General features: G+C 46.0%; 18 protein-coding genes, 5 tRNA genes and 4 pseudogenes. 6 read left to right on the forward strand and 21 right to left on the reverse strand.

The window, feature by feature from the left end; translation table 11 throughout:
• Positions 1 to 14: 14 nt before the first annotated feature.
• The 11 genes from rplK to rpsU all read right to left on the reverse strand — a co-directional run bounded on the left by rplK (position 15) and on the right by rpsU (position 4,570).
• Positions 15 to 458: a 50S ribosomal protein L11 gene (gene rplK, locus JCM16496_RS14955; RefSeq protein WP_005825722.1), complete on the reverse strand. Its 444-nt coding sequence runs from the start codon at positions 456 to 458 to the stop codon at positions 15 to 17.
• 59 nt (positions 459 to 517) lie between these two features.
• Positions 518 to 1,060 carry a transcription termination/antitermination protein NusG gene (gene nusG / locus JCM16496_RS14960; RefSeq protein WP_025835294.1) on the reverse strand — a complete coding sequence of 181 codons (543 nt, stop codon included), beginning with the start codon at positions 1,058 to 1,060 and terminating at the stop codon, positions 518 to 520.
• A 12-nt stretch (positions 1,061 to 1,072) separates the two neighbouring features.
• Entirely contained in the window at positions 1,073 to 1,261 is a 189-nt protein-coding gene (secE, locus tag JCM16496_RS25000) for a preprotein translocase subunit SecE (RefSeq protein WP_005825726.1), read from the reverse strand.
• 14 nt (positions 1,262 to 1,275) lie between these two features.
• Positions 1,276 to 1,348, reverse strand: a tRNA-Trp gene (locus JCM16496_RS14965).
• Positions 1,349 to 1,404: 56 nt separating this feature from the next.
• The gene (gene tuf / locus JCM16496_RS14970; RefSeq protein ID WP_025835296.1) at positions 1,405 to 2,589 is read right to left on the reverse strand and encodes an elongation factor Tu; all 1,185 of its coding nucleotides are present in this window, start codon (positions 2,587 to 2,589) and stop codon (positions 1,405 to 1,407) included.
• Positions 2,590 to 2,639: 50 nt separating this feature from the next.
• A tRNA-Thr gene (locus JCM16496_RS14975) sits at positions 2,640 to 2,711 on the reverse strand.
• 17 nt (positions 2,712 to 2,728) lie between these two features.
• Positions 2,729 to 2,811: transfer RNA gene (locus JCM16496_RS14980), tRNA-Tyr, on the reverse strand.
• A 124-nt stretch (positions 2,812 to 2,935) separates the two neighbouring features.
• Positions 2,936 to 3,009: transfer RNA gene (locus JCM16496_RS14985), tRNA-Thr, on the reverse strand.
• A 93-nt stretch (positions 3,010 to 3,102) separates the two neighbouring features.
• Positions 3,103 to 3,402, reverse strand: a complete 300-nt coding sequence (hpf, locus tag JCM16496_RS14990; protein ID WP_005825731.1) for a ribosome hibernation-promoting factor, HPF/YfiA family — start codon at positions 3,400 to 3,402, stop codon at positions 3,103 to 3,105.
• An 18-nt stretch (positions 3,403 to 3,420) separates the two neighbouring features.
• On the reverse strand, positions 3,421 to 4,305 hold the full coding sequence (locus JCM16496_RS14995; protein WP_128809640.1) for a tyrosine recombinase XerC: 885 nt from the start codon (positions 4,303 to 4,305) through the stop codon (positions 3,421 to 3,423).
• 73 nt (positions 4,306 to 4,378) lie between these two features.
• Positions 4,379 to 4,570, reverse strand: coding sequence for a 30S ribosomal protein S21 (rpsU, locus tag JCM16496_RS15000; protein ID WP_005825735.1), 192 nt, complete (start codon positions 4,568 to 4,570; stop codon positions 4,379 to 4,381).
• A gap of 279 nt (positions 4,571 to 4,849) precedes the next feature.
• Between rpsU and JCM16496_RS15005 the strand changes: the two are divergent.
• Together JCM16496_RS15005 and JCM16496_RS15010 are read left to right on the forward strand one after the other, a co-directional pair.
• Positions 4,850 to 6,648: pseudogene (locus JCM16496_RS15005) on the forward strand (aminopeptidase P family protein).
• Between the two features lie 45 nt (positions 6,649 to 6,693).
• Positions 6,694 to 7,206, forward strand: coding sequence for a gamma carbonic anhydrase family protein (locus tag JCM16496_RS15010; RefSeq protein ID WP_025835302.1), 513 nt, complete (start codon positions 6,694 to 6,696; stop codon positions 7,204 to 7,206).
• Positions 7,207 to 7,367: 161 nt separating this feature from the next.
• Here JCM16496_RS15010 and JCM16496_RS15015 read toward each other — a convergent pair.
• Positions 7,368 to 8,587, reverse strand: a pseudogene (locus JCM16496_RS15015) (3-deoxy-D-manno-octulosonic acid transferase).
• A gap of 31 nt (positions 8,588 to 8,618) precedes the next feature.
• A complete protein-coding gene (gene gltX, locus JCM16496_RS15020) occupies positions 8,619 to 10,145 on the reverse strand; it encodes a glutamate--tRNA ligase (protein ID WP_025835304.1) in 1,527 nt (508 codons plus the stop codon).
• A gap of 97 nt (positions 10,146 to 10,242) precedes the next feature.
• On the opposite strand from gltX, the pseudogene JCM16496_RS15025 reads away from it, so the two are divergent.
• Together JCM16496_RS15025 and JCM16496_RS15030 are read left to right on the forward strand one after the other, a co-directional pair.
• A pseudogene (locus JCM16496_RS15025) lies at positions 10,243 to 12,302 on the forward strand (HD family phosphohydrolase).
• A gap of 5 nt (positions 12,303 to 12,307) precedes the next feature.
• Positions 12,308 to 13,081 carry a hypothetical protein gene (locus JCM16496_RS15030; protein ID WP_025835306.1) on the forward strand — a complete coding sequence of 258 codons (774 nt, stop codon included), beginning with the start codon at positions 12,308 to 12,310 and terminating at the stop codon, positions 13,079 to 13,081.
• Here JCM16496_RS15030 and JCM16496_RS15035 read toward each other — a convergent pair.
• From JCM16496_RS15035 to JCM16496_RS15060, 7 genes and pseudogenes are all read right to left on the reverse strand, one after another.
• Positions 13,071 to 13,541, reverse strand: coding sequence for a low molecular weight protein-tyrosine-phosphatase (locus JCM16496_RS15035; RefSeq protein WP_439644535.1), 471 nt, complete (start codon positions 13,539 to 13,541; stop codon positions 13,071 to 13,073). The genes JCM16496_RS15030 and JCM16496_RS15035 overlap by 11 nt on opposite strands.
• A gap of 57 nt (positions 13,542 to 13,598) precedes the next feature.
• A pseudogene (gene priA / locus JCM16496_RS15040) lies at positions 13,599 to 16,063 on the reverse strand (replication restart helicase PriA).
• 274 nt (positions 16,064 to 16,337) lie between these two features.
• Positions 16,338 to 16,679 (reverse strand): hypothetical protein, encoded by a 342-nt coding sequence (locus tag JCM16496_RS15045; RefSeq protein ID WP_025835310.1) that lies wholly within the window; start codon positions 16,677 to 16,679, stop codon positions 16,338 to 16,340.
• Positions 16,680 to 16,756: 77 nt separating this feature from the next.
• Entirely contained in the window at positions 16,757 to 17,512 is a 756-nt protein-coding gene (locus tag JCM16496_RS24015; RefSeq protein WP_244440408.1) for a hypothetical protein, read from the reverse strand.
• 35 nt (positions 17,513 to 17,547) lie between these two features.
• The gene (locus JCM16496_RS15050; RefSeq protein WP_244440409.1) at positions 17,548 to 19,962 is read right to left on the reverse strand and encodes a PspA/IM30 family protein; all 2,415 of its coding nucleotides are present in this window, start codon (positions 19,960 to 19,962) and stop codon (positions 17,548 to 17,550) included.
• A gap of 347 nt (positions 19,963 to 20,309) precedes the next feature.
• Complete coding sequence (locus JCM16496_RS15055) at positions 20,310 to 21,257, reverse strand: tyrosine-type recombinase/integrase (RefSeq protein WP_025835311.1); 948 nt, start codon at positions 21,255 to 21,257, stop codon at positions 20,310 to 20,312.
• A 626-nt stretch (positions 21,258 to 21,883) separates the two neighbouring features.
• Positions 21,884 to 22,444, reverse strand: coding sequence for a porin family protein (locus JCM16496_RS15060; RefSeq protein WP_025835312.1), 561 nt, complete (start codon positions 22,442 to 22,444; stop codon positions 21,884 to 21,886).
• A gap of 371 nt (positions 22,445 to 22,815) precedes the next feature.
• On the opposite strand from JCM16496_RS15060, the gene JCM16496_RS15065 reads away from it, so the two are divergent.
• Positions 22,816 to 22,904: transfer RNA gene (locus tag JCM16496_RS15065), tRNA-Ser, on the forward strand.
• 59 nt (positions 22,905 to 22,963) lie between these two features.
• Complete coding sequence (locus JCM16496_RS15070; RefSeq protein WP_025835315.1) at positions 22,964 to 23,461, forward strand: N-acetyltransferase; 498 nt, start codon at positions 22,964 to 22,966, stop codon at positions 23,459 to 23,461.
• Between the two features lies 1 nt (position 23,462).
• Here the strand turns inward: JCM16496_RS15070 and JCM16496_RS15075 are convergent, their stop codons facing one another.
• Entirely contained in the window at positions 23,463 to 25,892 is a 2,430-nt protein-coding gene (locus JCM16496_RS15075; protein ID WP_025835317.1) for a DEAD/DEAH box helicase, read from the reverse strand.
• Between the last annotated feature and the right edge of the window lie 36 nt (positions 25,893 to 25,928).

Genomic DNA, 25,928 nt, shown 5'->3' on the forward strand with positions numbered 1-25,928 from the left:
CTAATTGAAGTTTATTAATTATTAACCGGGAACTCCCCTTTTACAGCGATACCCATACTTCTAGCTGTACCGGCAACCATCTTCATGGCAGCTTCTACAGTGAAACAGTTCAAGTCAACCATTTTGTCCTGAGCAATCGTACGAACCTGTTCCCAAGTAATCTCGGCAACTTTCTTACGGTTAGGCTCAGCAGAACCACTCTTTTGCTTCGTCACTTCCAACAACTGGATAGCCACGGGAGGAGTCTTGATTACAAAATCGAAAGACTTGTCTGCGTAGTAAGTGATAATCACAGGAAGAATTTTTCCTGCTTTGTCTTGGGTTCTGGCGTTGAATTGCTTGCAAAATTCCATGATATTGATACCCTTGGAACCCAAAGCAGGTCCTACTGGGGGTGATGGATTTGCCGCGCCTCCTTTAATCTGTAATTTGATTAGTCCAGCAACTTCTTTAGCCATTTTCTAATTGATTTATATATATAAACATTAATGAAGAATACTACAGCGTAACACCTGCACTATTCTTTTTCAACTTGCATAAAGCCCAATTCAAGCGGAGTCTTCCGTCCGAATATCTTGACCATGACCTTCAGCTTCTTCTTCTCGGTGTTCACTTCTTCAATGATTCCACTGAATCCACTGAACGGACCGTAATTCACCTTTACAGTCTCGCCGACTACATACGGGATGTTCAAGTCTTCACCTGATTCCTGCAATTCATCGACCGTACCAAGTATACGATTCACTTCCGACTGTCTCAGAGGTACGGGTTTTTCCGAACCACCCAAGAACCCTATCACATTAGGAGTATTTCTCAGATGATGAGCAACCTCACCCACCAGAGCAGCCTCCACCAAAACGTAACCAGGGAGATAACTTCTCTCTTTCACAATTTTCTTACCATTGCGAACCTGATACACCTTTTCGGTAGGAATCAATACCTGAGATACGTAATCACCAAGGTCGCTGTTTTTAATATCAGCTTCAAGGTATTCCTTTACCTTAGCTTCTTTTCCGCTAATAGCACGCAAAACGTACCATTTCTTTTCAATCTCAGACATTTCTCCTTACTTTTAATGTGGATAAACAAATTCCATCAGATGCTGGAAACAGAAGTCCATCGCAAATACTACCACTGCAATTAGTAGGGAAGCATATAAAACAACTACTGCACTGTTAGTAAGTTCAGAATACGTAGGCCACGACACTTTATGAACAAGTTCGTCGTAAGTTTCTTTAAAATAAGCTACAATCTTCTTCATTTCAAAAATATTAGCACGGGAGGAGAGGCTCGAACTCCCGACACCCGGTTTTGGAGACCGGTGCTCTACCAACTGAGCTACTCCCGTTTGTACATAATCAGTTCCCGATGTATACCGGGAACTGATTAAGATTATATTGGTTATTAGTCAAGAATTTCAGTAATCTGACCAGAACCTACTGTACGACCACCTTCACGGATAGCGAAACGCAAACCTACGTTCAATGCTACCGGGTAGATCAGTTCTACAGTGATTTCTACGTTATCACCAGGCATTACCATTTCAGTTCCTTCCGGAAGAGTGATTTCACCTGTACAGTCCATAGTACGCAGATAGAACTGAGGACGGTATTTGTTGTGGAACGGAGTGTGACGGCCACCTTCTTCTTTCTTCAAAACATAGATAGAAGCTTTGAACTTAGAGTGAGGTTTAATCTGACCGGGCTTACAAAGAACCATACCACGTTTGATTTCGTTCTTGTCGATACCACGGAGCAACAGACCTACGTTGTCACCAGCTTCACCCTGATCCAGCAACTTGCGGAACATTTCAACACCAGTTACAACTGACTTCTTGTCTTCACCCAAACCGAGGATTTCAACTTCGTCACCCACATGGATAACACCAGCTTCGATACGACCAGTAGCTACAGTACCACGACCTGTGATTGAGAATACGTCTTCAACCGGCATCAAGAACGGTTTATCAACATCACGCGGAGGCAGAGGAATCCAAGTGTCGCAAGCTTCCATCAGCTCCATAACCTTCTCTTCCCACTTTTCAACGCCATTCAATGCACCAAGAGCAGAACCCTGAATGAACGGAGTGTTGTCACCGTCGAATTCGTAAGCTGAAAGCAGTTCACGCATTTCCATTTCAACGAGTTCCAACATTTCAGCGTCGTCTACCATATCACACTTGTTCATGAATACAACCAGTCTCGGTACGTTTACCTGACGAGCCAGCAAGATGTGCTCACGAGTCTGAGGCATCGGACCATCAGTAGCAGCAACTACGATAATAGCACCGTCCATCTGAGCAGCACCAGTTACCATGTTCTTTACGTAGTCGGCGTGACCCGGGCAGTCTACGTGAGCGTAGTGACGGTTAGCTGTTTCATACTCTACGTGAGAAGTGTTGATAGTGATACCTCTTTCCTTTTCTTCAGGAGCGTTGTCGATAGAATCGAAAGAACGCAATTCAGAAAGACCTCTCTTTGCCAACACTGTAGTGATAGCAGCTGTCAACGTGGTTTTACCGTGGTCAACGTGACCAATTGTACCAATGTTTACATGCGGTTTGGTACGTTCGAATTTCTCTTTAGCCATAGCTTTACTTGTTATTTATTTGATTAATAATCAGCTTTTACATCTTTGTGAGCTGTTACCGGGACTTGAACCCGGGACCTCTTCCTTACCAAGGAAGTGCTCTACCGCTGAGCTATAACAGCAAGGAGAATAAGAGTTGTGGGCAAAGATGGATTCGAACCACCGAAGGCGTAAGCCAGCAGATTTACAGTCTGCCCCATTTGGCCACTCTGGTATTTGCCCCTACATTATAAAAAGAACTCTTTTCCTTACTAAACCATCGCAGAGTAAACTTTACCCGGACGATTTCCGTTTTCATATCATCTCCACTTCGTGAAGAAAGACTCATTTCACTCATCCTTGAGCGAGCCTCTTGTCGGATTCGAACCAACGACCCCGAGATTACAAATCACGTGCTCTGGCCAACTGAGCTAAAGAGGCAAGCTAAAAAATGCAACCGTAACGTTCATAGTGTGAGCGAAACGGCTGCAAATTTAGGCATTTATTTTTTACCCGCAAAATTTTAGCGGAAAATTATTTGCTCCGTTGCTTTTCCTTGTATTTAACCAGCTGTTTTTCCAAAGCTTCCAGACATAAATCCACTGCTTCTTCAAACGTATCACAAACCTTGTTTGCATAAAACTCGCCATTGGGAACCAATACTTTCACTCCGGCTTCTTTATTTTCGGCTGTTTCTGGTTTTACTACCTTTAATGACACCTCTACTTTCTTTATATCGTCGTAAAATTTCTCCAACTTAGCAACTTTCTTTTGAACGAAAGACTGCAATTGCTCTGACGCATCAAAGTGAATCGATTGAATTCTTACTTCCATACTTACCTCCTTTTTACTTTAGGCTCGGGGATGAGCCTGATTATACACTTTTTTAAGCTCTTCAAAAGTAGTATGCGTATAAACTTCCGTTGTCGCCAGGCTCTCGTGTCCGAGAAGCTCTTTTATCGAGCCTAAATCAGCACCATTGTTCAGCATAGCCGTTGCAAAGGTGTGCCTCAGCACGTGGGGACTTCTTTTTTTTACAGTCACTACCTTCGAAAGGTTTCGTTTCACAAGGCATGCTACGATACTGCGGTAAAGCCTCTTTCCATTCTTCCGGACAAAAAAAGCATCCGAGCGAACCGGAACAGCTTCATTCCGCACATTGACATATTCCCGCATCGAGCGTCCCAGCTCCTCATCGAAAGGTATAAGACGTTGCTTATTCCGTTTTCCCGTCACTTTAACGAGAGAAGCCGAAAAATCGACATCCTTATCATCCAACCCTATCAATTCTGAAAGTCGCATGCCGGTAGCATAAAACATTTCAATAATCATATGGTCGCGACACCCTTCAAAACCTTCACCAAAGTCCATATCATCCAGCAACCTATTCATCTCACTTTCTCTCAGAAATACCGGAAGCGGCTTTTTCTTCTTGGGCCCCGTCACTTTCCGCAACGGATCTACCGCAACCCCGCCTCTTCCCAAAAGGAATTTATAGTATGTCCGGATAGAACTCAGCTTTCGGTTTATCGTATTAGAAGCAAGTCCTTTGTCCATCAAGGAAGCGATCCATTCACGAACAAGTTCCGCATCTACATCCGATGGAGTCAAGTCTCCCAACATTTCTTCTCCAAACCTCTGCAGTTCAAGAATATCTGCCCGATAGTACTCAACCGTACCTTTGGAATAGTTCCGTTCGTGCAGAAGATAGTCAAGAAAAGAATCTGTCAACAACATATCGCTACATATCTAAAATCATGCAACGAATGTATGAAAAAGAATTCAATAATTCAAAGGAATTTACGAATTATTAATCTTCTACTTGCTGAAGTTGTTGAACGTAAACAGCACGCTCCTTCTTAAGTCTTTTAGTCACAGACGGTTTATCGAACTGTTGTCTGCGTCTCAATTCCTTAACTGTGCCAGTCTTTTCAAACTTTCTTTTGAATTTCTTCAGCGCTTTTTCAATGTTTTCGCCTTCTTTTACAGGTACTACAATCATTTTCTTTTAATTAAATGTTAATGGTTTAAAAATCTCACGATCAAATTGAGCGGCAAAATTACACATACTTTCTTTATTCACAAAACTTTCTGCAAAAAAATTGCCAATGATTCCTAATTATCAAACGAATGGGCAAAGGGAAAGATGTTTTTATTGAGCCAATCCGCTAAAATCCGTGAAGCATGGCAAATTTTTAAAAGAGAATGTGTAACTTTGAAAGCAGAGAATGGAGAAATTATAAACTCATTTACACACCTACTTAATTACATTTATAAAAATATGGCTCAGACAATCAATCAACGTATAGATGTTCTACGGACATTGTTAAAAAGAGAAGGCATAGACGCTTTCATTATTCCCAGTACCGACCCGCACCTAAGCGAGTACGTAGCACCGTACTGGAAATCAAGAGAATGGATATCAGGTTTTACCGGTTCGGCAGGCACGGTGGTGATTACCGCCGACAAGGCTGGACTGTGGACAGATTCCCGCTATTTTCTCCAAGCCGAGCAGCAGTTGGAAGGCAGCGGCATCGACTTATACAAGGAAATGTTGCCCGAAACGCCCAGTATCCTCGATTTCCTGCGGGAGAACCTTACAGCGAATTCAGTTGTGGGTATAGATGGAAAGGTGTTTTCCACCACACAGGTCATAGCCTTGCAAGAGAATTTGGCAAAAAACGACATCACCGTAAAGAGCATTACCGACCCGATGAATGAGATATGGACAGACCGCCCTCCCATGCCCGAAGCACCCGCCTTTATCCACGAGATGAAATACGCCGGGAAAAGCTGTCCGGACAAACTGGCTGATATCCGCCGGGAAATGAAGAAAAGCGAAGCAGACGTATTATTGGTGTCGGCATTGGACGAGATAGCATGGACACTCAACATACGCGGCAACGATGTGCATTGCAACCCCGTAGTAGTGAGCTACCTGATAATCAACGAACAAGAAACACACTTTTTCATCCGGCCCGAGAAAGTAACGGAAGAGCTTTCAGCCTATCTGGAAGAAGCCGGCGTCACCATCCATGCTTATGAGGACACCGAATCCTTTGTAACAAGAATACCGGACGGCAGCATCATGCTTGACATGGGAAAGACGAATTATGCCGTTTATTCCGCCCTCCCCCCATCCTGCCGGATACTTGACGAGCGCTCACCGATAGCCTTGCTGAAAGCGGTCCGCAACGACCGGGAAATAGCCGGCATCCACGCAGCCATGCAACGCGACGGAGTGGCACTGGTGAAATTTCTGAAATGGCTGGAGGAGACCGTTCCCGCAGGCAACGAGACAGAAATCAGCATAGACAAGAAACTGCACGAATTCCGTGCCGCACAGCCACTCTACATGGGGGAAAGCTTCGACACCATTGCCGGGTACAAGGAACATGGAGCCATTGTACACTACGAAGCCACTCCGGAAACGGACGTGCCACTGAAGCCCGAAGGGTTCCTGCTGCTGGATTCGGGTGCGCAATACCTGGACGGCACCACCGACATCACCCGCACCATCGCGCTGGGGGAACTGACCGAAGAAGAGAAGACGGACTACACCTTGATACTGAAAGGACATATTGACCTCGCCATGGCTGTCTTCCCGGAAGGTACGCGAGGAGCGCAACTGGATGTACTGGCCCGCATGCCGATATGGCAACACCACATGAACTTCCTGCATGGTACCGGACACGGCGTAGGCCATTTCCTCAATGTGCACGAAGGTCCGCAAAGCATCCGCATGAACGAGAATCCGGTAACTTTACAAGCGGGGATGGTAACGTCCAACGAACCGGGTGTTTACAAGACAGGCAGCCACGGAATACGGACGGAAAATCTGATATTGACCATCCCTGCCGGAGAAGGCATGTTCGGCAACTATCTGAAGTTCGAGACAATCACCCTCTGCCTATCTGCAAGAAAGGCATCATCAAAGAGATGCTGACGGGGGAGGAAATAGAATGGCTGGACGAATACCACCGGAATGTTTATGAGAAGCTATCACCCGACTTGAACAAAGAGGAGCGGGAATGGTTGAAAGAAGCATGTAAAACTTTGGAACAATCATCAAATTATTGAGGTAATCACTAAATCATTGAGACAACCATTAAATCAGCAGCAAGAATGGCATTAATAAAATCAGTAAGAGGATTCACTCCCGAATTCGGAGAGAACTGTTTCCTGGCAGACAATGCAGCCATTATCGGAGACGTAAAAATGGGACGGGACTGCAGCATCTGGTTCAGCACCGTAATTCGCGGTGACGTAAATTCTATCCGCATCGGAGACGGGGTAAACATCCAGGACGGAAGCGTACTGCATACTTTATATGAAAAATCGACCATAGAAATAGGGAACCATGTTTCCGTAGGACATAATGTGACCATCCACGGAGCTACCATCAAGGATTATGCCTTGGTGGGAATGGGGTCTACCATCCTTGACCATGCAGTGGTGGGAGAAGGAGCTATCGTAGCCGCCGGTTCTTTAGTTCTGAGCAACACCGTGATAGAGCCCGGAAGCATTTGGGGAGGGGTGCCTGCCAAGTTCATTAAGAAAGTTGATCCGGAACAGGCCAAGGAACTGAACCAGAAGATTGCACACAATTACCTGATGTATTCCAACTGGTATAAATAAAAAAAGGTGTCAAAGCCCTCTTAACGTTTTCTTTTAGGCGCGAATTACGCGGATTTCACGGATTTAGTTTATTGAATCCGCATTATTCCGCATAATCCGCGCCTAATATATTATAACATTATGAAAGTGCTCGTGCGCTTTTGACACGCTCCTCATTTTTATTAGAAGTTTATCATACTCAGAATCTTATCCGTAGCTCCCGCATTGCCGGTCACATAATTGCCGGCATTCGTCCCCGCCTCATGCAGAAAAGCCTCATCCGTCAGCATGCGGTCAAGCAACGTTTTCAATTCTTCATAATCCTTGATGGAGAAAGCGCCTTTTGCTTCCAACAGCTGGATGGCCTCCTGGAACTTCTGATACTTAGGCCCGAAAATAACGGGAATACCATAAACGGCAGCCTCCAACGTATTATGGATACCGACTCCGAATCCGCCACCGATATAGGCTATCTCACCATAACGGTAAATGGACGAAAGCAGCCCGAAGCAGTCGATAATCAGGCAGTCGGCCTTACGGACATTCTTCTCGTCGGCACGGGTATAGCGCACGTAGGGGCGTTTCAGTTTACGGATAATCTCTACCAGATGGTTCTCGTCGATAACGTGCGGAGCGATAATCAACTTCACCTCCGGATGCTGGTTGAAGTATTCAATAAACAAATCCTCGTCCGGCTGCCAGGAGCTTCCTGCCACGAAAGTCATCGTGTTGTTCTTGAAAAGCTCCACCAAAGGCAGATGTTTGGCCTCCTCACGAATCTGCAGCACACGGTCAAAACGGGTATCCCCCACCACCGTGACACGGCTGATGCCTATCTTCGCCAGATAGCGTTTGGAGCGTTCATTCTGTACAAACAAATGGTCGAAGTCGCGCAGCACATGTCTGTACGTACCGCCATACCACTTGAAGAATACTTGTCCGCGGCGGAAATGGAAGAAATGCTGTACACCGGAATACGGCGCTTGTGCAGTTCGTCCAGATAGTTCTTCCAGAACTCGTACTTGATGAAGAATGCCATGCAGGGATTCACGATATCCAGGAACTTCTTCACATTGCGGGGCTTGTCGAAAGGCAGGTAACAGACAACGTCTGCCCCCCTATAATTCTTGCGGACCTCATAACCCGAAGGCGAGAAGAAAGTCAGCAGAATACCGTAATCCGGATATTTGGCACGAATTTTCTCAATCAACGGTCGTCCCTGCTCGAACTCTCCCAAAGAAGCGGCATGGAACCATATATAGCGCACGTCCTTCTCCAACTGCTGCCGGAGGAGTTCATAGACCACCCAGTGTCCCTTCATCATCTTTCGGGGCTTACGGCTAAATGGAGCAGCCAGATGCACCAGAATATCGTAGATGGCTATTGCCAAGTCATATAGCATACTATATGGATTAAGGATGAAGAAGATTTATTCACTTTAAAGCATCAACAGCACGCTGTATACGGGCCAATGTCTCTTCCTTGCCAATCAGCTCGGTAATGTCGAACATGTGCGGGCCTTTACACTCGCCCACCACTGACAAGCGGAAGGCATTCATCACATTTCCCATGTGATAGCCATGCTCAGTAATCCAACCAATCACAATATCTTCGGAAGGCTTAGAGGAGAAATCCCCGATGCCGCGCAGCACATCCATCAATTCGGTCATGATGCGGGGAGTATCTTCCGACCAACGCTTCTTCACATCCTTTGCCGCATATTCCGTGGGGGCTACGAAGAAGAAACGGGTCTGGTCCCACAGTTCCTTTACGAAGTTGACGCGTCCCTTCACCAGTGAAACCACTTTCATAAGGAACTCGTCGCTATAGTTGGAAGCGTCTATGCCATTGGATTCCAACACCGGTCTGAAAAGACAAGCTATCTCCGCATCCGGTTTCATCATAATGTACTCATGGTTGAACCAGATACCTTTCTTATAGTCGAATTTGGCACCCGACTTGCTGCAATGGCTCAAATCAAACAATTTCACCAATTCATCCATAGACATCAGTTCCTGGTCATTGCCCGGATTCCAGCCCAGCAGAGCCAGGAAATTAATGACCGCTTCGGGCAGATAACCAGATTCGCGGTAACCTGAAGAGACATCTCCCGACTTGGGGTCATGCCACTCCAACGGGAAAACCGGGAAGCCCAAACGATCGCCGTCACGCTTACTCAATTTGCCGTTACCCTCGGGCTTCAACAACAAGGGCAAATGGGCAAAGGCAGGCATGGTATCCTCCCACCCAAAAGCACGGTAGAGCAATACATGCAGCGGTGCCGAAGGCAACCATTCCTCACCGCGTATCACATGGGACACTTCCATCAAATGGTCGTCCACAATATTGGCCAGATGGTAAGTAGGAAGTTCATCTGCCGATTTATAAAGAACCTTGTCATCAAGAATGGAAGAGTTTATCACTACTTCCCCACGAATCAGGTCGTTCACATGCACATCTTCGTTCGGCTCTATCTTGAAACGCACCACGTACTGCTTGCCGGCAGCAATCAGCGCGTCTACCTCTTCTTTAGGAAGGGTCAGTGAATTGCGCATCTGCATGCGGGTAGAAGCATCGTACTGGAAATTCGCAATCTCCGCACGCTTCGCCTCCAGCTCCTCAGGAGTATCGAAAGCGATGTAGGCCTTTCCGGCCTCCAGCAGAATCTGAACATACTTCTTGTATATTTCCCGACGTTCCGACTGACGGTACGGACCATGGTCTCCACCGAAACTCACGCCCTCGTCAAACGGGATGCCCAACCACTTGAAAGACTCCAGGATATATTCTTCCGCACCCGGCACAAACCGATTGGAATCAGTATCTTCAATACGAAATATCAAATCTCCTCCATGCTGACGCGCAAAGAGATAATTGTATAAAGCTGTACGCACACCGCCGATGTGCAACGCCCCCGTAGGACTCGGGGCAAAACGGACTCTGACCTTTCTTTCTGTCATAATCTACCTTACTTATGAATATTTTAGACGGCAAAATTAAACCTTTTTTTCCACACTAATGTTTTTTTTTGTACTTTTCGCAAAAATTTCAGCCGATATGAGTTATTTCAATACCAAAAAAGAGTTCTCACTCAGAGATTTGCTATACAGAGCACTGATATTCATCGGCACTGTGGGGATTATTGTCTATTTTCTGCCACGTGACGGTAAATTCAACTACCAGTTCGACATTGACAAGCCCTGGAAGTACGGACAGCTCATGGCCACCTTCGACTTCCCCATCTATAAGGCCGACGAAGTGGTGAAACGCGAGCAAGACAGTATCCTCGCCGCCTTCCAGCCGTATTTCCAGCTGGACAAAAGCATTGAGAAAAGTGTGCTCGCCAAGTTGAAGGCAGACTATCAGACCCACCTGCGCGGCCTGCTTCCCTCCACCGACTACATCCGCTTTCTGGAAAGGAAACTCTCTGAAGTATATCGCGCCGGCATCGTTTCCACCGAAGAGCTGAACCAACTGCATAAGGACAGCACAACCGCCATCATGGTCATTAACGACAAACTGGCCAACCAGCAGGACATCAACAAGGTATATTCGGTGAAGGATGCCTATAACTATATACTCACGGCCGATACCGCCCACTACCGCCCGGACATTCTACGGCAATGCTCACTGAACGAATATCTGTTCCCTAATCTGACCTATGACGAGCAGAGGACCGAAACCGCCAAGAAGGAGATGCTCGACAACTATTCATGGGCCAACGGCATCGTGCTGAGCGGACAGAAAATCATCGACCGCGGCGAGATTGTCAGCCAGGAGACATACAACATCCTTGAGAGTCTACGGAAAGAATCCATCAAACGCAGTGAGTCCATCGGGCAAAAACGGTTGATGCTGGCGGGGCAGATACTGTTTGTCAGTATCTTCATGCTGTGTTTCATGCTCTACCTCGACTTGTTCCGTAAAGATTACTACAAGCGCAAGGGCAGCCTTTCCCTGCTCTTCGTCCTCATCATGTTCTATTGCGTGGTGACGGCCATCATGGTTGCCAACAACATATTCAATGTCTATATCATCCGTATGCCATGCTGCCGGTCATCATCCGGGTGTTCCTCGACTCACGCACGGCCTTCATCGCACAAGTCGCCACCATACTGATATGCTCCATCTGTCTGCGCTATCCGCATGAATTCATTCTTCTGCAACTCTCAGCGGGACTGGTTGCCATCTTCAGTCTGAGGGAACTTTCACAACGGTCGCAACTGTTCCGGACAGCCTTCCTCGTCATATTGACCTACGCTGCCGTCTACTTTGCTTTCGAGCTGATTACAGAAAACGACTTGACAAAAATCAACGGAAGCATGTACACCTATTTCGTCATCAACGGAGTGTTGCTGCTGTTCACTTATCCCCTGCTCTTCCTGGTGGAAAAGACGTTCGGCTTTACCTCCAATGTCACCCTGGTCGAATTGTCCAACATCAACAACAGCCTGCTGCGCCGCATGTCCGAGACAGTTCCCGGCACCTTCCAGCATTCCATGCAGGTTGCCAACCTTGCGGCGGAAGCGGCCAACCGTATCGGAGCCAAAAGCCAGCTGGTACGTACCGGAGCGCTGTATCATGACATCGGCAAGATGGAGAATCCGGTGTTCTTCACCGAGAACCAGTCGGGCGGAGTCAACCCGCACAAGAATCTGGGCTATGAGCAAAGTGCCCAAGTCGTCATCAGCCATGTGACGGACGGGCTGAAACTGGCCGAGAAGAACAATCTCCCCAAAGTAATCAAGGATTTCATCACCACTCACCATGGCCGTGGGAAAACGAAGTATTTCTATATCTCCTGGAAAAACGAGCACCCCGGTGAAGACCCTAACGAGGAGGCATTCACCTACCCCGGTCCCAACCCGTTCACCAAAGAGCAGGCTATCCTGATGATGGCCGATTCGGTGGAGGCCGCTTCACGCAGTCTGCCCGAATATACGGAAGAGAGCATCAGCAACCTGGTAGACAAGATTATCGATTCGCAAGTGGCAGAAGGCTATTTCAAGGCATGCCCCATCACCTTCAAGGATATTGCCACCGTGAAGAACGTATTCAAGGAGAAGCTGAAGACTATATACCATACCCGCATCAGTTATCCCGAACTTAAAAAATAAGAACTATGGAAGTGACCAGTAAAGAACAGAAAAGAGCCGAACAACTGCTGCAAAGCCAGCACATCGGACTGCACCAAATCAAGAGCTTCAGTTTCATGAAGCGTTACCACCAGGTTCCCCGCAAAAGCAACCTGGCTGCGAAAGACAAATACGGTCCGGGCATACTGACTTTACATCTGAAGGAAGGGAAAGAAAAAACAATCTATCTGCCTCCTTTCCGTCACCCTTCCTCGGTCATCCGCTACCTGGTCTCCCAAGAAATCCCCTTCGACAACTACGCGCCGAGGGAACGGACAGTCGCAGAGGTTCCCACAGAAACATACCAGCGTCCGTCACTCTATATGTTCTGGTTCTTTGTCTTATTCCTGATGTTCCTTATATTGGGATATTATTCCATCAATGGCAACGTATGGTGGGGCTTCATCCCGGCTATCATTTCGTTTGCATTAAGTCTTTTTTTCATCAGCATGCTGATGACCCGCTTCTGCTACCTGACGTTGGACAATAACGGCCTCATCATACATAGCGTAGGCAGGACCATCCGCTATCCGTACCAGAACCTGAGAAAAGTAAACTTCGACTTTGCCCGCGAACAGAATTTCACGCACGTCATGGAATTGCTGGACAACGATTACCGCTACCGTCTGTTCTATATCGGAAGGGTTTCGAGGAAGAAGCTGAATGAGATTGCCGAACGCCTGCAACAAGCCGGAGTGGATGCCACTTGCAGCCTGAATGATAACAAGCGGTTCTTCCAGGATACGTATATCAGCCACTAACACTATTCAATAGTCCCGCACAAGCATCTTCCAGAATGTCCAGCACATACTCAAAACCTTCGGAACCGCCATAATAGGGGTCCGGTACATGGTCGGCATGGGTAAACTTTGTACAGTATTCCGTCATGCGGTGTATCTTGCTCCATTCGGCAGTTGAAGGGGCACGGTCTTTCAGGTCGTCGATGTTGCGGTCGTCCATGCCGATAATCAAGTCGAAATTGTAAAAATCTTCGGTACGTACGGGTCGCGAAAGATGCGTCAGATTGTATCCACGGCGGGCAGCATGGGCACGCATCCGGCTGTCCGGCAGTTCGCCCTGGTGATAGGACAGAATGCCTGCAGAATCGATTAAAAACTCATCCGCACGTCCGGCTTCTTCCACCAAACGCTTCATGACTCCCTCTGCTGAGGAGGAACGGCAAATATTGCCGAGGCAAACGAAAAGAATCTTCTTAGGCAATACCATTTTAAGTTATAAGTTATAAATCATAAATTGTCAACTGCCAATTATCAATTGTCACATCGGGTCTACATCATAATACACTATCAACGACTTGAAGCGGTCTTCCGCCACCATCTCTTTTTGCACCTGGACGAGCAGCTCGCGGGCACGTGCCATGGGGGCATTGGTCTCTATCTTCAAGACAATCTTTCGGATGAACAAGGTTTGTACGCGTGCTACGGGCGGCTTGTCCGGTCCCAGTACCCGGTTGCCAAAGACGGTGCGGAGCTTGGCGGCCATAGTCTGTGCCATGAGGTCGAGCAGGGTCTCGTTCCGGTTCTTCAGGTAGACGTACACCAGGCGGTAGTAGGGCGGGTAGTGGAACATCTGGCGTTCGGCAAGCTGCCCGCCTACCATGGCTTCGTAGTCGTTGGCAATGACTTGCGGGATGATGGGATGGTCGATGCTTTTGGTCTGCAGTATCACCCTGCCGCGCTTGTTCTTCCGTCCGGCGCGTCCGCAACCTGCGCCATCAGCTGGAAGGCACGCTCGTAGGCGCGGAAATCGGGATAGTTCAGCATGGTATCGGCATTGAGGATGCCTACAATGCTGACGTGGTCGAAGTCCAGACCCTTGGACACCATTTGCGTGCCTATCAAGATGTCCGTCTTGCCTTGTTGGAAATCGGAGATGATGCGCTCGTAGGCGGTACGGGTGCGGGTGGTGTCCAAGTCCATACGGGTTACGCGGGTGTCGGGGAAGAGGGCTTTGATGTCATCTTCTATTTTCTCCGTGCCGAAGCCGCGGTTGCGCAGGTCAGTGCCCTCGCAGGCGGGGCAGATACGGGGCAATTGATAGGTGTAGCCACAGTAGTGGCAGGTCAGTTGGTTCAGTCCCTTATGGTAGGTGAGGCTGACGTCGCAGTTCTTGCATTTGGGTACCCAGCCGCAGGTGTTGCACTCTACCATGGGGGCAAAGCCGCGGCGGTTCTGAAAGAGAATGACTTGTTCTTTTTGTTCCAGCGCTTCGCGGATGTATTGCAGTAGCAGCGGGGAGAACGGACCGTTCATCATCTTCTTGCGGTGCAGTTCCTTGATATCTACGGGGATAATCTCCGGCAGTTGTATCTCTTTATAGCGTTCTTTCAGTTCCACGAGGCCATACTTACCGGTAGTGGCATTGTGCCAAGTCTCTACGGAAGGGGTGGCCGTGCCCAGCAGAGTTTTGGCACCGTACATGGAGGCGAGTACAATGGCTGCATTGCGGGCATGATAGCGGGGGGCAGGGTCTTGCTGCTTGTAGGTGTTTTCGTGCTCCTCGTCCACAATCACCAGGCCGAGGTGGCGGAAAGGAAGAAAGACGGAGGAGCGGACGCCGAGAATAATGTCATAGTCTGCTTCCGACAGCTGCTTCTGCCAGATTTCCACCCGTTCGGCATCGGGGAACTTGGAGTGATAGATGCCCAGTCGGGAGCCGAATACGCGTTGCAGGCGCTCTGTGATTTGTGCAGTGAGAGCTATTTCGGGCAGGAGATAGAGCACTTGCTTTCCTTGCCGGATGGTTTCCTCTATCAGATGAATATAGACTTCGGTCTTACCGCTTGCCGTGACGCCATGTAGCAGGCAGACGTTCTTGCTTTGGAAATTCTCTAAGATGGAATGATAGGCGCGTTGCTGGTGCTCGTTCAGCGGGTTGACGGGGATGACTTCTTTGAGGAGCGCTTTATCTATACGACCAATCTCCTGCTGGTAGACTTCGAATACACCACGGTCCACAAGACCGTTGAATACGGCAGGGGTGGCGGAGGTGCGTTGCAGTAGTTCGGCTTTGGAGACATCTTTCACCTCCCGTCCGCCGAGGTAACCGGAGAGTTCCAGGTATTTCATCAGCAGGTCCAGTTGCTTGGGGGCACGGCGCTGCAACTCGTCGAAGAAGATGTGCAGGCGGTGTTCGTTGCAGGCGGCAGCGGTGAGGCGCACTCGGGTTTCGGTCTTGGGCTTATAGGTGCGGCGTAGTTCTTCTTTGACAAAGATGGCCTCTTTGTCGAGTAGTGACTTGATGACAGATAGTATGTTCTTGATGCCGGTCTCCTTCTCCAGTTTCGTCACGCATTGCTCCGGGTCGGCAGAGAGCATATCCAGTATTTTCTGTTCCTTCTCCGGCAGGCGGACATCGGACTCGAAATCGGGGTTGTACTCTACAACGGTTTCGCTTTCCAGCTTCAAGCCGGAGGGCAGGGCGGCCTTGTAGACGTCTCCTTGCGTGCAGAGATAGTAATCGGAGAGCCATTCCCAGAACTTGAACTGCCGCGGGAGCAGTATGGGGCGGGCATCCAGCAAGGCTGACACTTCCTTTACTTCGTATTCGGTGGGAGCACAATAGTGCACGTTGCGCACGATGGCTGTATAATATTTCTTCCGCCCGAATGGTACTACCACCCGGCAACCGGTCTGCACCTCATCCGCCCACTTGTCGGGCAGGGAGTAGGTAAAGCAGCTGTGCAAAGGCAAAGGCAATATGACGTCGGCAAACTTTTTCATCGTGGGGACAAAGATACGACTTTTTATGAGACAAGAAGAAAAGACAAAAGAGAAGGACAGTGAACATATAAATTTACTACACCAAAAGGCTGTATCGTCAGTCTAAAACAAAAAGACGATACAGCCCTACCAATAAGTAGCTTTTCATGCTACCAAACTAAAATGCCTAATCTTCACCATCGCGAAAATTAAGAGTCTATCTTCACAGACAGATTCCATTATACAATTAGCTTATTTTGAGATGAATATTAATATTTCTCTATATTTTCACCAACTATTCCCGGAACTTCACTTTTGTACCCAAAACATCATGACGCATTTCACGTTCACTATAGTAAAGTTTTCCATTATTTAAATAATAGTATTCCTGATAGCCTCCAAACTCAATATTGGCATACTCCCAATGATCTTCAGTTTTGCAAAATTTCCACGTGCCCTCATACATCACTGAATCAGAGAAAGTGATAAGGGTTGTCGAATCTGCACGAAGCTCAAATTTCACACCATTTTCCGTAGTAAATACACCAACAAAAGAATGAATTGATTTTGCTTTACTACCGCAAGCATATAAAAAAACAGAAACTATTACCAATATAATCCAAATCATTCGTTTCATTTTTCCTGTTTCTTATAGAAAAGAAAGAGAATGTCCCCAAAGAAACACTCTCTTTCATCAGTTATCAATCTTTATAATTATCTTTGAGAAGGAGTACCAGAATTCTTCTTGACTACAACCTCAAATGTCATAGTAAATGTCTTCCACTTGTAACCGAACTTAACAGGAATAAACAATTTGTAATCCCAGTTAACCGGAGTACCACTGTAGTTATTGTAGGTCAGAGTTTCGTCTGCAGCATTGTAAACAACTTTAGTGTTAGAAGGCAGAGGACCGTCTGTTACGCCATCAGTCGGAACCAAATTGCCATCAACCAATTTCAGATTAGACTTAATTTGACCTGTCAACCATTCACCTGGAACTACTTCGTAGAACTCCCACAACGCTCTCTGAAGTGCAGTAGCATTAGCTGAGTTGGAAACTACATAATTCTTGCCCGACGCATCAGCATTCCAAGATATATAAGTGAAAGCACCTTTGACATCAATTGTACTGCCACCTACAGTAGCATCAGTGAAATTGTCTGTTGTGCCAGTAGTCACCGTCAATGGTTCAATGATGAATGCATCATATTCCTTAATCGTTGTAGTGTGGGCAACAGAAAGAACAGGATATGCAGAGCAAGCATCACCGTAGCACAAATCAGCAACCAACTTAATAGGTACATACTTGCCAATAAGAGCCTTGGCAGCTTCTGTCGGTGTATCACCAGTACGAGGTGCATGGGTCGGGTTGACTTCTTCCAACTTGATGTTGTAGGTCATTTCAGAAGCATTCAACTTATTCGGTTCAAAGTTTACAATTTCAGCAGCTTTCTTGCCGTCAATATACAAAATAGTTCCATCAGCACTTACTGTAGCTGTTTTCTTTACGACACTAGTTCCGTTGAAATATTCATATACATAAGCAGAATTAGCAGCTTCCAGTTTGTCCTTATCGAATACAAAACGTGCACCTTCTTCTGAATAAATGCCGGCTTTTGTACCCAGATGTCCAGAAACAGCAGTCGGTAGAATCCAGAGTAGAAGAATTTCTTATTTGTACGCAATGCATCAGAGTACCAGATAGCACCACCAGCACCGGTTGTCGGCTTAACTCCCAGATCATCCAAATAACCGTTCAATAAGTCTGTGTAAATATTACACGTCGGATTGTTCTTGGTGTTAGTGCCCCAAGCCGGATTAGATTCTTCTGTATCGTAAACAATCGGGTTCACATTAAAGGTTGTCCATTTATTGTCATTCTTCCAGTAACGGCCATCATACCCCCAGAGATTGAATACCGGCTTATAGATAGTACGTGTCAAAGTAATCTTCAAAGTAGGATATGCGCCAGTCGGGTCAGTATAATAGCAAACCTTGCTAAATACCATCTTCTCCTGCTTGTTCCAATTCGGATACTTAGTTACAATATCCTTGTGGGTCAATGTCCAAATGATATTGTAAGAGTCTACGCCTGATTCAGAGTTTTCGATGATGTCAGCTTTTCCCTGGCCTTCACCGCTTGCACCATCAAATTTAGTGTAAACAGCGTGGAATTCTTGCTTAGTCATGCCGCCCTCTTTTGCCTTGTCATAAATATCCTCGTTCATTTCCTGAGTACCGATACGCCCCATATAATTATTGCAGTAATAGATGGAATCGGTAAAGATATGAGACAAATTTCTTTCACCAGCTTCTTTTACCCATTTAACTTTGATATAACGAATAGCAACCAAAGCATTGTTGACCGTATCTACCAATTCTGCACGAACGATAGGTTCACGGCCTACTGCCGTAGCCGAAACACCTTCGATAGTGTAAACTTTAGAAGACATCATGCCATTCTCGTGGGAGTCTAGTTTGGCAAACTTCTGTTGGTCGGTCTTGTTGGTATTACCTTCAGCACCCCCCAAAGTATTATAAGGTGCTGTCGGAATATAGAAACGGAAGGCCAAACCATAGTCCTTATAATTTTTCAAATCAGCATGCTCGGAATGGTCTGTCTTAGCTTTATCAGCATCAGTCACACAAACCTTCACTAGTTTCTTCAAATCAAGGGGTTGGTCATAAGCTTGCTTTACATCAATCAGTTCACCCGCTTCTGATTCATACAAACATACTGAGTCATGATAATGAACATAGAATTCTCCATTGGCATCCGTTTGAGTTTCATCGGCAAATTTACCAATGATAGCCTTAGTAAAGTTTGTCCTGCTATTTGCTAAATAAGGAACCTTGATTTCTTCATGGAGACGTACATATTCAGAGTTCACATACACTTTAGTACCATCTTTTTCATAAGCCTCCTTCTCAGCGTCTGTATAGTTTTCTACTGCGATGGGAGCTTTCAAAGAAGCCATATAAAAAGTTTCCTTACCAGCTGCATGACCACCTTCAGCAGCAATGGAACCTTTGACTGTCTTCTTGAATTTAACAGTCAGTACGTTCTTGTTTATATCATAAGCAACCGGTTTAACTGGACTATCTGAAGTTACATCAACACCGGCAGCTTTAGTCATAATGTTTTCAGACTTGATACAATCAAATGAAGGCAATTCAATATCTTGCGTACGAACGCCTACACTCGGACTTACATGGAAATAAGCTTCATTATAGTCAGTCGAAATAGAATTGGCTGCAGTAGCAGCATTTGCATGATCAAGCACCGGAGTTGTAGCATGATTTTGCGAATCATGTTTAGTCAGTGCCAGATACTTTTGCGGAGTATACTGCAATGTAGTCAATGTGATAGCAGCAATACCGTTAATGTGAGTTGTTGGAATTACAGCCAGGCTAGTCAAACGATGTCCGATCAACGCCATAACTTCTGCGCTCACAGCATCAACTTTTGCAGCTAAAGCTTTCAGTTTTTCGTCAGTAACGAAATCTGCAGTAAGTTCTTTCTTCAAATCTGCAATTTTCTGGTTCACAGCATCCAAGGAAGCCATCTTGTTGATTTGAGTTTGCAAGGATGCGTCTGCATCTTCCAAAGTTTTTTTTAAAGCAGCCAGTTCACTGGCACTAACGCCACCGCCTTGTTCAGCTTTGTCCAACGCTTCTTGAGCTTTGTTTTTCGCTTCTTCAGCTGCCGTTTTTGCAGCTGTAGCAGCAGTCTTAGCTTCAGCAACAGAAGACTCCAATGCGGTTACCTTGGAGTTTAATTCTTCAAGTGAAGCCTTTTTGTCCAATTGTCCTTGTAAGTCCTTGATATCATCATCATAGTCTTTACAAGACGTGAACATTCCTGCAGAGCCAACCATCAAGGCACTGAACAGGATTACACTTAGAAACTTTTTGTTCATAATTGAAAAACTTTAAATTTATAAATTTAAAAAATAAAAAGTAAATAATCTCTCATACCATATTCCTTTCCCATACTTTTTTGTTATATGCTTTCCGTTACTTCGCAGGTAACGGAAATACGCATTCACAATTTACCGGAAGAGAGAAGGGTAATTATAAAGTGTACAATATGTTAGAAATATTTCCGCCTTTTAAAGAACAAAAGCAATTTACATACTTGTTATTCAACAAATTAAAAAGGCAACACAACATTTCGAAAAGGCAATAATTCCCCTTTCCCTCAAGATACTTCTCAAGAGAAAAGGGATAGTTTATACAATCTATTTCATCAATAAAACCTAATTATCTATTCAGCAGTCCCATCTCCTTTTACAAAAGAAATTACTTTTTCATTCGCCTCATCTATTTTCCTGTCATGAAAAGGTTTCAAATAAGTCTCTGTAACATTGATGGAGGAATGTCCCATAGCTTCTGATATGATGCCAGGATGAATTTCGCAGTAATATGCCATCGTTGCCCAAGTATGCCGGGCTGTGTAGGTACTAAGATGAGAATCTAAGTTCAAATTTCTTTTCAATGACAACAGCCGGTAATTGAAGCATCGCAAAGCTGACTGATATTCACGGTAAGCAGCTTCAGATCCTTCTTTGCTATGCAGAATAGGAAATAAATAAGGTGAGTTTTGATTTTTATCAGCTATCATATGCACCAACTGCATGGCTTCGGGAGAAAGTACCACCCTCATAGCACGCCCCGTTTTCCGGCGACGATAGGACAATACGTTACCCTGCAAATCTTTTTTATGCAAATAAGCCAAATCCACGAACGGCAGACCACGCACCAAAAACATAAAAACAAACAGCAATTTTGTCCGTTGAATCCCTGACAAAGAATTTGTTTTGGACAAAATCATTTCTGCATCTCGAACTAAATCCCCCATATCAGAAACCTCTAAAGCTCTTTTACTATCAGCCTTTGTTCCTGTGTATACATGTTCAAACAGTCTAGGGGTATAACGGACATATCTTAGATCTACGGCTTGATTATAGGCCGAACGGACAGTTTTCATATAGGTGGAAATGGTATTCCAGCTGCAATCCCGTTGTCGCAAATGCATTTCAAAATGTTTTAGGAGTACGGAATTCAATTTACGCAATGGTAAGTCCTTATGGTTATTAAATGTAGAAAACACATTCAATACCGCTTGGTAAATATGAGCTGTTCCCCATCTTCCATTCTCTCGTAATTCTCCAATAATACTTGACAGCATTTCTTGTAATGTAACCTCTTTCATCATACAATAATTTATATTAGCAACGTTGGTATACTTTGTACTAATAAGGATAGCAAGCTATCTTCATTAACAAATAATATATTAAATACCGTTTTTTCGATTAATTATAAAAAAACAGCATTATTATTTGCTCGTTTATAGAAAAACGCTTATGTTTGCACAGAAAAATCCTCCGTTACCTGCGAAGTAACGGAGGATTTTTTTGTTTCAAAGCAAAGGATATCTTTCTTTTTAATTTTACTATGCCGATACTATAAATGATTCGCCGATACTGCTCGACAAGGAAGCCATCTTCATAAAGAAAGGACCGCCCAAGCCACACAACTGCCCCATTACATAATAGCTCACTTGCCGCTACAGATGTAATTGGAACCCTAATATATAAATGACAAACCGAATTATGAAATAGTAATCAAAACTATGTAAATAAAATATATGCCCGAAAGACATTCGCAAAAAAGTTCCGAGACATTAAGAGAAAAGTTGTTTCTTATCAAAAGAAAAGTTGACGAGAATTAAGCAAAAAAATTATCCCCAGGTTGCGGACGTCTATCCCAAGCCTTGGGACGGACATCCGCAACTTGGGGATATGTATCCGCAAGCTGCGAACAAAGTTCGGCAGTACTTTAGAAGAGATACGCCGCAGACACCTGCCAAGTCTTATTCTTGGCACCGAAAGCCTTACCCGCCTCCTCCCACGTAAATGAGTCGCCCATCGGGAGCTGATAGGTCACGCCAACCTGGAGATGCTTCAACAGCTTCACACCGGCACCCAGATTAAGTGCCACTTGAGCCTTCTTGCGGTCTACGTAGTCTTTCTTCTTAAAATCGAAGAAGAAATCGGGACCGGCAGCCACATAGATGCCCAGCAGGCTACCCAGTCCGATGGTATATTTCAGGTTTACGGGTACTTCGGCTCCTGTCTGCTTCACATCGCCCTTGCCACGCTGGGAGAACAGTAAAGCACCGTCGATACCCAAGCCTACAATGGGAATGGTAAACTCAGCCATCGGACCAATAAAGAAACCGGTAGAATTATCCTTGTTTCCCTTGTATCCGCCATCCCAATCTATTTTTGTCATATTCACCCCACCCTTAACACCCCACTTCAATAGTTGGGCCTGAGCAGGCATAGCCATAAACATACAGCATACAGCTATCATGAAAGCACTAAAAATCTTTTTCATAATCAATTGTGTTTAATATTACGGGACAAATATATGCAAAATCTTCCTAAAGAAACAACATATGTCAGCATTTGTTCATTTAGAGCCTGTTTAAATTTTTTTGAAATAATTTCTTATGAGCATTTTCTAAGCTTGTTTCCGGTCTTTTTTTCCTTTCACATTCGTCACATAGCCCGCTAGGGGCTCCTCATGCGAAAGAAGAAAAATCCTCAAAAACAACTCTTAGAAAAAAGCTCCAAGAAAATTTAGACAAGCTCTTACAGTCCCATTTAACTCCCGGTTTGCCCAAGGCAGAAAGTAGTACAAATAAAAAAAACATGAAAAAATGAACAACTAACCGCAAAACTCATTACATTTACAGCGCGAATCAAGGAGAGATGCCAGAGTGATCGAATGGACCGGACTCGAAATCCGGCGAACGGCTTATGCTGTTCCGTGGGTTTGAATCCCACTCTCTCCGCTCAGAATCAAAGTTGTACTCCCAGCCAGACTTTTTTTAGTCAAGAAGCGCCCATCCCTATGATAGAAATAAGAAAGACACTACCCACAGAAATAGAAGTCCTTATGGACCTCTTTGAGCAAGCAAAGCGTATCATGCGGAAAGACGGGAATATGCTACAATGGACGGGCAATTATCCCTCCAGGGAAATCGTCATGGCAGACATCAAGCAAGGAAACAGTTACGTATGCATCGACGATACCGGAGCAATTATCGGAACCTTCGCCTTTATCCGTGGAAACGACCCCACATATACACATATCTATGAAGGAGAATGGCTGGAAGACACACAGCCTTACGGCGTCATCCACCGCCTGGCAAGCACAGAAACCAGTAAAGGAGTGGCCAATGCCTGCCTGCAATGGTGCTACGAGCAAATCCCCAACCTGCGTGCAGATACCCACCGCGACAACCGCATCCTGCAACACGTACTGAAGAAACACGGTTTCCGGTATTGCGGCATCATCTTTCTGGCCAATGGGGACGAACGGCTGGCATTCCAGAAAATAGAACGATAGCTTACGTAAACTTCACCTTCAAGTCGTCCACTCCCATTCCCGTAAAATAATCTTCGATAAAGTCCCAGCGCTGTTCATCCGTCAGCTTATCCGTTCCGAAGAAAAAGGAGAACAAATCTATCTGCTCCTGGAATATCTGCTCGTTGGTATCCAGAATCAGATTGCGGTAATCATCGCCAAGCGCAAGTTCCTGCAGAGTTTCGGGGTCATTGAAACGGACAAATACGCAAGGCGTACCGCCCCCCTCCACACTGAAGGAAAGACAATCGAGCATAGAAAGCAGATTAAGCAGCATATTCAAGTCCGAGAAAGGAGTGCAATAAAACAGCAGGCGGTCTCCCTTACTGCCCACTATACGTTGGCTAAACAGTTTTTGATAGCGCGACAAAAGCAAATCAAAGCCTTTGGTCACCGTAAAAGAGAGTTCATTAGAATCCTTCTTTTTCACGCTGCTGATATAGCTCACACTGCGGCCTTCCTCCGTGCGGCTCTCCAGCAGGGAACCGATAAAGCGTTTGGCAGAGCGCACGTCCATGTCATGCTCGGCAAAGACAGCCCGCAGTTCTTCTTCATCAAAACGTCCTTTCGACTTTATCAATGCCGTTTTCAGCATCATTGTCAGGCTCTTGAACAAGGCATCCATCCGCTCACGGATGACGGCGGCATCTTCCTTCAACAGCACCTCATGCTTGCCTACGGACACGGCGCGGGCTCCCTCCCACAACGTTCCATTATTCAGCTTCTGTTTGAATTCCTTGTAGCCAAGCTCAGGGAAACGCTCTTCCCAAAGCGCTTCCAGACGTGCGACGTAAACCCCGTCCTCCCCTTCTACCTTTGTCAGATAGCTATGGAATTCACGGGCAAAGACATCACCCGTCTTGTCCTGGACATATCCTTCGGTCAACAGATTCTTGGGGCTGATTTCAAGCAGATGCCTGCCATAACGCTGCATCAAATCGTCTTCCAGCCAAAGCAAGGCGGTCTTGATGAGCTGTCCCAACTCTGCTTCATACTCCAGCTTGTTCTTTGTACGCGGCAGTTTCACCACAAACTCGAAATCGGACAAAGACACCATGATTTCCGGCTTTTCCCCTTTCATGCGGTACACCTCCATGAGCTTTCTCAGAATAAGCACCAGCTGTTCCTGGGCAATATTCCCCGTCTGATGCAGACGCTTCATATAATAGAAGTCACGCTCATGGTAGTCGGTAGCGGCAATACCCTGTATCTCCGTATCACGCGCGGCACGCCCTATCTCCTGAATATAGTCGACAAACGTACTGGATGGCGCCACATGATATACACGGTCTATATCACTGATGTCCACTCCCATACCAAAAGCTTTCGTAGCCACAATCAGTTTCTTGGTTCCTTCCTTGAACTCCTGCACAATGGCAGCTTTCTGTTCCTTGTCCTTCTTGCCATAATAGGAAGCCACCAGACACCAGTCTGCCGGCTTCACCCACGTTTTAAGACGCATGTCAATGCCACCTGCAAAAGGATAATAGAGCAATGTCTTATGACCGTCCAGGAAGTCCTCCACCCGCGCAGCCACCACACGCTGCTTTGCCTTGTCGTAGGTCTCTCCTTCCTCCATCTCCATCTGGCGGATGTCGAAGCCGATATTCCGGCGCTTCACCGTGCCCACATAGAGCACGCAAGGCTCCATCTGCAAGGAACGGATAGTCTCGAATATCATGTCATTACCCCCTTTGGGATTCCAGACAGCCGTAGCAGTCAATGCAAACAACGGGAAATTATAGCCGAGGGTCTGTTTCAAAGCAGTCAGGTAGCGCCCCAAGAACCAGTAGTCCACGCGGAACTCCTTGCCCCACGTAGTGACCGTATGCGCCTCATCGACCACCACCAGACCTATGCGGCGTTCGCCTACAAAATGCTTGATGTCGTAAGAGAGAAGCAATTCCGGCGAGAGATAGAACAAATCAATCTCCCCCTCACGCACCTGCCGGTAAACCTCCATCTTCTGTTCCGGCGATAAATCGGACGAGGCGTATGCCACACGCGTATACCCCAATTCTTGCAGACTTTCCACCTGGTCTACAATCAACGCCTTCAAAGGGGAGACCACGATGGTAAGCAAATTATATTCTTTCCCCAGATAGATGGCAGGAAGCTGGAACAACAAGGATTTTCCGGAACCGGTAGGGGCAGTCAACAATATATTGTCTATCTGTGTTTCACCTTTCCAAGCCTTTTCGGCCTCCAGTATAACGTTCTCTATCAGCTGTCCCTGCGAAATGCAGAGTTTCTCTTTTCCCTTGGACAAGTCATCGTAAATTTCAAGATTACGAAACTGTTCGTAGCCGTAAGTCTCCTTTAAAATCGTGTTTACGGTTTCGCGGCAGTTTTCAGGCAGATGCCTTTCCTTCAAATCCGGTAACCGACGTGTTGTTGCTTCTTGTACATTCATTATTATTGTAGTGTGGGGGGATTAAAAAGAAAAGAA

The organism is Bacteroides rodentium JCM 16496 (assembly GCF_000614125.1).
In the GTDB taxonomy this organism is placed as follows: domain Bacteria; phylum Bacteroidota; class Bacteroidia; order Bacteroidales; family Bacteroidaceae; genus Bacteroides; species Bacteroides rodentium.